7 protein-coding genes are annotated in these 6925 nt (G+C 61.6%); 6 read left to right on the forward strand and 1 reads right to left on the reverse strand.

All coding sequences use genetic code 11. From position 1 onward, the window contains the following. Positions 1 to 369 (forward strand): DUF423 domain-containing protein (locus tag ACIQ36_RS17060; protein WP_395831524.1); only part of this gene is annotated, 369 nt, incomplete at its 5' end. On the opposite strand, the gene ACIQ36_RS17065 is transcribed toward ACIQ36_RS17060, so the two are convergent. Then, positions 366 to 2222 (reverse strand): putative bifunctional diguanylate cyclase/phosphodiesterase, encoded by a 1857-nt coding sequence (locus tag ACIQ36_RS17065; protein ID WP_395831526.1) that lies wholly within the window; start codon positions 2220 to 2222, stop codon positions 366 to 368. The two genes, ACIQ36_RS17060 and ACIQ36_RS17065, sit on opposite strands and share 4 nt — an antisense overlap. A gap of 234 nt (positions 2223 to 2456) precedes the next feature. Between ACIQ36_RS17065 and ACIQ36_RS17070 the strand changes: the two genes are divergently transcribed. The 5 genes from ACIQ36_RS17070 to dxs form a co-directional block, all read left to right on the forward strand. Further along, positions 2457 to 2720, forward strand: a complete 264-nt coding sequence (locus ACIQ36_RS17070; protein ID WP_395831527.1) for a sulfurtransferase TusA family protein — start codon at positions 2457 to 2459, stop codon at positions 2718 to 2720. 93 nt (positions 2721 to 2813) lie between these two features. Further along, positions 2814 to 3770, forward strand: coding sequence for a histone deacetylase family protein (locus ACIQ36_RS17075; protein ID WP_395831529.1), 957 nt, complete (start codon positions 2814 to 2816; stop codon positions 3768 to 3770). 21 nt (positions 3771 to 3791) lie between these two features. Further along, positions 3792 to 4031, forward strand: a complete 240-nt coding sequence (locus ACIQ36_RS17080) for an exodeoxyribonuclease VII small subunit (protein WP_045775588.1) — start codon at positions 3792 to 3794, stop codon at positions 4029 to 4031. Continuing rightward, positions 4018 to 4938 (forward strand): polyprenyl synthetase family protein, encoded by a 921-nt coding sequence (locus ACIQ36_RS17085; RefSeq protein WP_395831531.1) that lies wholly within the window; start codon positions 4018 to 4020, stop codon positions 4936 to 4938. The genes ACIQ36_RS17080 and ACIQ36_RS17085 overlap by 14 nt, the downstream gene beginning before the upstream one ends. Before the next feature lie 79 nt (positions 4939 to 5017). Then, on the forward strand, positions 5018 to 6925 hold a 1908-nt coding region (gene dxs, locus ACIQ36_RS17090; protein ID WP_395831533.1), incomplete at its 3' end, for a 1-deoxy-D-xylulose-5-phosphate synthase.

Here is a 6925-nt window from a genome sequence, read left to right on the forward strand (position 1 = left end):
ATGGCGCGCGTCGGGCTGCGGGCCGGGCTGTTGGCCCTGGCTGGCGCGGTTGGCGCGACCGCGATGATGGCGGCGGCGGCTTCCGCCCACGGGCCGCTTGCCTCCGAGCTTGCGAGCATGGCTAGCCATATCCAGCTTTTCCATGCCCTGGCGATTGGGCTCGTCGCGCTCGCGCCGCTACCCCGGTGGGGGCATTGGAGTGCGGCCCTGCTGTTTGGTTTAGGGGTTCTTGGGTTTTGCGGCGGGCTCTATAGCCTCGCTTGGCTGGGGACGAGCTTAGGCCCAATCGTGCCCTTAGGCGGCAGCGCGCTTATTCTCGGCTGGTTGGTCTTGGGGATTGCCGGGCTGAAGAGCCGCTTTTCGGATTAAGTGCCGGTATTCAGGTGTGGCAGCGCGAGTTCAATGCGCTGCATCGCGGCTTCTGCCGTCAGTGGGCGGTCGAAAAGATAGCCTTGCCCGCCCCAGCAGCCGTGAGCCGTCAGGTAATTGGCGACCTCCGGCGTTCCGATCCCTTCGGCGACGAGATTGAGTTCCAACGACCGCGCCAGCGTAATCATGGCATCGACGATGGCGGTGGAGCGGCGGTCCTGCCCGATTTGCGACACGAACCGCCGGTCAATCTTCAGCCCATCGATGGGAAACTTTAGAAGATGGCTGAAGCTGGAATAGCCGGTGCCGAAATCATCAATCACAACACCTAGGCCGCGCTCCCGGATTGCGTGAATCTGGTTTAGCACAAGATCGGCGTGGGAGAGGATCGAGGTTTCCGTCACTTCCAGCTTAAGCGCCGATCCCGGCACGCCGGTCGCCTCCATCGCCGCATCGATGATGCGCAGAAGGGATGGATCGGCAAACTGCCGGGCAGAAAGATTAACACTGATTGTCGGGGCGTGATTGCCCAGCAGCCGCCGCCAGCGCGCCGATTCGGTGCAAGCCTGCTGAAATAGCCGCGCGCCGATATCCAGAATAAGGCTCGATTCCTCGGCCTGCTCGATAAAGCGCGCCGGGGGGATAATGCCTTCCGTCGGGTGAATCCACCGCACCAGCCCTTCAAACCCGACTAAGCGCCGGTCGCCGAGCGACATGATCGGCTGGAAGAAAAGCTTCAACTCGTCGCGGCTCAGGGCGGTTACAAGATCGGCTTCGAGTCGCAACCGCGCCACGGCCTGGTGGCGCATGGTTGGATTGAAGTGTGCAAAAGTGCCGCCGCCTTGTTCTTTCGCCCGGCGCATGGCCGTTGCGGCATTGCGGATAACCTCGTCCGGGTCATCCTCCAGCCTATCGGGCAAGGCGATGCCGAGGCTGATCGATTGAGTCAGCGTGTGCCCCGCCACCACAATGGGACTGCGTACTTCGGTTAACAGGATATCGGCAATGGCTTCCAGTTCCGACGGCGTGGTGACGCCGGGAACCAGCAAAGCGAATTCATCGGACCGCAGCCGGGCCAGCATGCCGAAGTTGACGGCGTGCCGGTCCAGGCGGTGCGCCAGCATGGAGAGGGCCATATCGCCCGCCGCATGGCCCAGGCTATCGTTCACCTTGGCAAGATCGTCGCAATCGATGCAGATGATCGCGTAGCCAAGCCGTTCTTCGACGAGATCATTGAGGCGCAGGCGCAGGGCGTCGCGGTTCGGTAGCTGGGTCAGCGGATCGACGGTAATCGCCGCAGCGGGCTTTTCCTGGGTCGACAGCAGCGCGCGCAGCCGCCCTTCGGCCTGCCCCAGGCGCTCTTCAGCCTGGGCGCGCTGAAGATTGCTGACGGCAATCGCCACGCAATCGGCCAAATTGGCAACGAAGCTTTGCTCTTCCACAAGCCATTGTCGGGGGCCACCACGATGCTCGCAGCAGAGAATGCCCCAGTTCTGGCCGCCGATCACAATCGGCGCATCCAGCATCGCGCCGATCCAGGCTTTCTCCAAATACGGCAACAGCGCGCCCAGGCGCGCATCGTCCAGCGTGTTGTCGCTAATAAACAACCGATGGGTACGGACCTCGTTGAAATATTCTGGAAATTCAGCCGCATTCAGAATGGTGCCGATGATATTCGGAACCCCCGGATCATCGACATAGGCTTTACATTCGATACCCGATCCATCGGGGACAAATTGCCACAGGCTGCACCGCGAGATTTGCAGCATCTCGCTTGCGGTCAATAAAACGTCGTTCAGGCAGGATTCAAGGTCGACCTGCGACCGAACCGGACGCGCCCCAATATCGGCCAAGACCCCCATTTGACGCCGAATACGGCGTTCATAAGGTTGGGTCGGAAGGGAAATGCTTTTTGACACGGGGGGTTAGCAGATCCAGATTGGAGATTAGGGCGGCAACATGCTAAGCGTACTGTCTCAAACTACTGTCATACAGCCCAATCGCAAACTATATTTTGGGAATATTAAGAATCCAATAAGATTACGGCTGCACTCCTAAGAGCAACGTTAAAGGGAACATCCAAGGTTGTGAGTGGCTTTTCAAATCAGATTTTAACGCTGGATTGTACCGGGTTACGCTGCCCGTTGCCTATTTTGCAATTTCGCAAAGCAGCAAGAAATAGTGTTTCGGGACAGAAAATCCTTTTGCTTTCGGATGATCCCAATACCCACCGCGATTTTTCGGCTTTTTGCTTGGCGGCCGGGCATCAATTGCTTGAGATAACACAAGACGCGAAAGGGTGGCGCTTTTTGGTGGAAGCGGGTTGCGCTGGTCCCAGGGGCGATGAATAGTCACTCTGCGCCCTGAGGGAGGGTGTACTCCCGGCAACAGGCTTGCCCCAACCGGGGGCGGAAGACGCGAAGAAAGGTCAAAAAGGCCCGAAAATGGCGACGCTGCTATTCACCCACGAAGCCTGCTTGGGCCACGATCCCGGCCCGATGCATCCTGAACGTCCCGACCGGTTGCGTGCGGTTCTGGCGCGCTTAGACGAGCCAGAGTTTGAGGCGCTGCAACGCCGGGAAGCGCCGCTCGCCACCGTCGATCAACTGGCCTTGGCCCATCCGCGCGATTTTGTCGAAGGCATGTTGGCGGCCTTGCCCGAGCCCGTTCCCGGCGGAGAAGAGCGGCATTTAGCCATCGATACCGATACTATCGCCTCGACGGGGACGAAGGAGGCAGCCTTGCGGGCGGCAGGTGCCCTTTGCGCCGCCGTTGATGCCGTTATGGCCGGGGAAGCGTCGAACGCTTTCTGCGCAGTGCGCCCGCCGGGGCATCACGCCGAAGCGCGCCAGCCGATGGGTTTTTGCTTTTTCAATAATGTCGCCGTGGGGGCGGCCTATGCGCGGGCGCGCTATGGGCTGAAGCGCGTGGCGATCATCGATTTCGACGTGCATCACGGCAATGGCACCCAAGCGATTTTCGAGGCGGAACCGGCAGTTTTCTTCGGCTCCACTCATCAGTTTCCGCTCTATCCGGGAACGGGCGGGCGCAGCGAGCGCGGCGTTGGCAATATCGTGAATGCGCCGCTCGCGCCGGGGGCCGGGTCCAGCGATTTCCGTCATGCGTTTTCTGAACATATTTTGCCTGCACTCTCGGAATTCTCGCCGGATTTCATTTTTATCTCGGCGGGCTTCGATGGTCATGCGGATGATCCGTTGGCCTCCCTGTCGTTGTTTGAGCCAGATTATCAGTGGGTCACGCGGGAAATTTTACGCATTGCGGCCTATGTGTGTGATGGGCGGGTTGTTTCGACCTTAGAGGGCGGGTATGACCTGGGCTCGTTGGCGGACAGCGCGGCGGCCCATGTGCTGGCGCTGATGGCCGCGCCAGATGTTTCGTAACGGGAAGGGTTTAGGGCCGGAATGAGCGACGATATCGCAGGCTTGAGCTTCGAAGACGCAATGGCCCAACTGGAAGCCATTGTGCGCGATCTCGAATCGGGCAAAGGCAAGCTCGACGATGCCGTAGGGGCCTATGATCGGGGCGTGCGCCTGCGCCGCCACTGCGAGGCGAAGCTCGCGGAAGCCCAGGCCAAGATCGACAAAATCGTCGCCGGGCCGGATGGTGCGGTTGGAACGGAGCCCTTCGATGCCCAATCTTGACGGGCGGTCCCTGCCGCTGCAAGCCGCGATGGCCGAGGTTGCAACCGACGTTCATGCCATGCTGGACCGGCTGATCCCGGACGGCGGCGGCGAGAGCGGCGAAGCGCGCCTGTCGGCGGCGATGCGTTATGCCGTTTTAGCGGGGGGCAAACGCCTGCGGCCTTTTCTGGTGGTCGAATCGGCGGCGCTGTTCAAGGTCGCGCACTCTTCTGCTGTAAAGGTCGCGGCAGCCGTGGAGATGCTGCACACCTATTCGCTGATCCACGACGATCTGCCCGCGATGGATGACGCTGAACTGCGCCGAGGCCGCCCCACGGTTCACCGCATGTACGATGAAGCCACGGCAATTCTGGCGGGCGATGCTTTGTTGACGCGCGCTTTTGAAGTGCTGGCGGATGCAGGCGTTCATGGCGATCCGGCGGTGCGCATCGAACTTGTCAAGGAACTGGCCCAAGCCGCCGGGATTGCAGGCATGTGCGGCGGGCAGATGATGGATTTGCAGGCTGAAACCGAAAGCCTGCCGCTCGAAATCGGCGCAATCACTCGGCTGCAACGCTTGAAGACTGGCGCGATTATCGCTTTTTCCTGCGAAGCCGGGGCAATTTTGGGCAAAGCGCCGCAGCAGATGCGCCACGCGCTCAATGCCTATGCCCATGACCTTGGGCTCGCCTTCCAGATTGCCGACGATCTGTTGGACGTTGAAGGCTCCAGCGCCGAAACCGGTAAGGATACGGGCAAGGACGCGGGCGCGAATAAGGCGACTTTCGTCTCCATCCTCGGGGTCGAGCGGGCGCGGGCGCAGGCGATTCTTCTGGCGGAACAAGCCTGTGCCCATCTCGATCCCTTTGGGGATACGGCGGAGCGCTTGCGCGAAGTCGCCCGCTTCGTCGTCGACCGTCGCGCCTAATGCTTTCTCTCCGCAAATGCGTCGTCGCGGGGGTGCCCCCGCTCGGGATTTGCCTTAGCTCTCTGCCGGACTGATTTAGATGCTCAATACCCCTCTGCTCGATCAACTGATGCTCCCCGACGGCCTGCACGCCCTCGATGCCGAGGCGTTGCGCGCGGTTTCGGCGGAAGTTCGGGCCGAGATGATCGATGCGGTCAGCCGCACCGGCGGGCATTTGGGGGCAGGGCTCGGTGTCGTCGAACTGACGGTTGCCCTCCATGCCGTATTCAAAACGCCCCATGATCGGCTGATCTGGGACGTGGGCCATCAAGCCTATCCCCATAAGATCCTGACCGGACGGCGCGACCGTATCCGCACGTTGCGCCAGGGCGGCGGCTTGTCGGGCTTCACCCGGCGGACGGAAAGCGACTTCGATCCGTTCGGCGCGGCCCATAGCTCCACCTCGATTTCGGCGGGGCTCGGCATGGCGGTGGCGCGCGACCTGAAGGGTGAGGCGCGCAACATCATTGCAGTGATCGGCGACGGCGCGATGAGCGCGGGCATGGCCTATGAGGCGATGAATAACGCAGGGGCGATGCGCTCCCGCCTCGTTGTTATCCTCAATGATAATGATATGTCGATCTCGCGGCCGGTGGGCGCGATGAGCGCCTATCTCTCCAAGCTGATTTCCTCCAAATCCTACCGCTCGTTGCGCCATCTCGCCAAAGACGTGGCGCAAGCGCTTGGGCCGAAGGTGACGCGCGCGGCGCGCAAGGCGGAAGAATATGCGCGCGGCATGGTGTCGGGCGGCACGCTTTTCGAAGAATTGGGCTTCTATTACATCGGCCCGATCGACGGCCATAACCTCGATCATCTGCTGCCCGTGCTGCGCAATGTGCGCGATATGCCGGATGACGGCCCGGTGTTGATCCATGTGGTGACGCAAAAGGGCCGGGGCTACAAGCCCGCCGAAGAGGCCGCCGATAAATACCACGGGGTGAGCAAGTTCGACGTGCTGACCGGCACGCAAGCCAAACCCGCCAGCAATGTGCCGACCTATACCGAGGTTTTCGCGCGCGGCTTGATTGCCGAAGCCCAGGCCGATAGTCGCATCGTCGCGATTACGGCGGCGATGCCCTCCGGTACAGGCCTATCCGGCTTCGGCAAACTCTTTCCAACGCGCACCTTCGACGTGGGGATTGCCGAACAGCACGCCGTGACCTTTGCGGCGGGGCTCGCCTGCGAGGGGCTAAAGCCCTTCTGCGCGATTTACTCCACGTTTCTTCAGCGCGCTTACGATCAAATCGTTCACGATGTGGCAATTCAGAATCTGCCGGTGCGCTTTGCTATCGACCGCGCCGGGCTGGTCGGGGCCGATGGGGCGACCCACGCCGGGAGCTTCGATACCGCCTTCCTGGGCGCGGTGCCGAATATGGTGCTGATGGCGGCGGCCGACGAAGTGGAACTCATGCATATGGTGGCGACCGCCGCCGCCTATGACGCAGGCCCCATCGCCTTCCGCTACCCGCGCGGCGAGGGGGTGGGGCTCGATTTACCGGAACGCGGCAGCCTTCTGCCGATTGGCAAAGGCCGGATTTTAAAGGAAGGCGGACGGGCGGCCATTCTCTCCTACGGCACGCGCCTTGCCGAAGTGCTGGCCGCCGCCGATCTACTGGCCCAGCGCGGCTTACCGGTAACGGTGGCCGACGCCCGTTTCGCCAAACCGCTCGATACCGATCTTGTGGACCGGCTGGCTGCTGACCATGAGGTTTTGTTGACGGTCGAAGAAGGGTCGGTCGGCGGCTTCAGCAGCCTCGTGTTGCACCATCTCGCGCTCAGTGGGCGTTTGGATCGCGGCCTGAAGGTACGCCCGCTGGTGCTGCCGGATGTGTTCATCGATCACGATAGCCCGGCGAAACAGTATGAGGAGGCGGGTCTCTCCGCCCGTCAGATTGCCGCGACGGTGGAACAGGCGCTTGGCCTGACGGACGCGGCAGCGCTGCGGGCT

The organism is Elstera sp., from assembly GCF_044372965.1.
Taxonomy (GTDB): domain Bacteria; phylum Pseudomonadota; class Alphaproteobacteria; order Elsterales; family Elsteraceae; genus Elstera.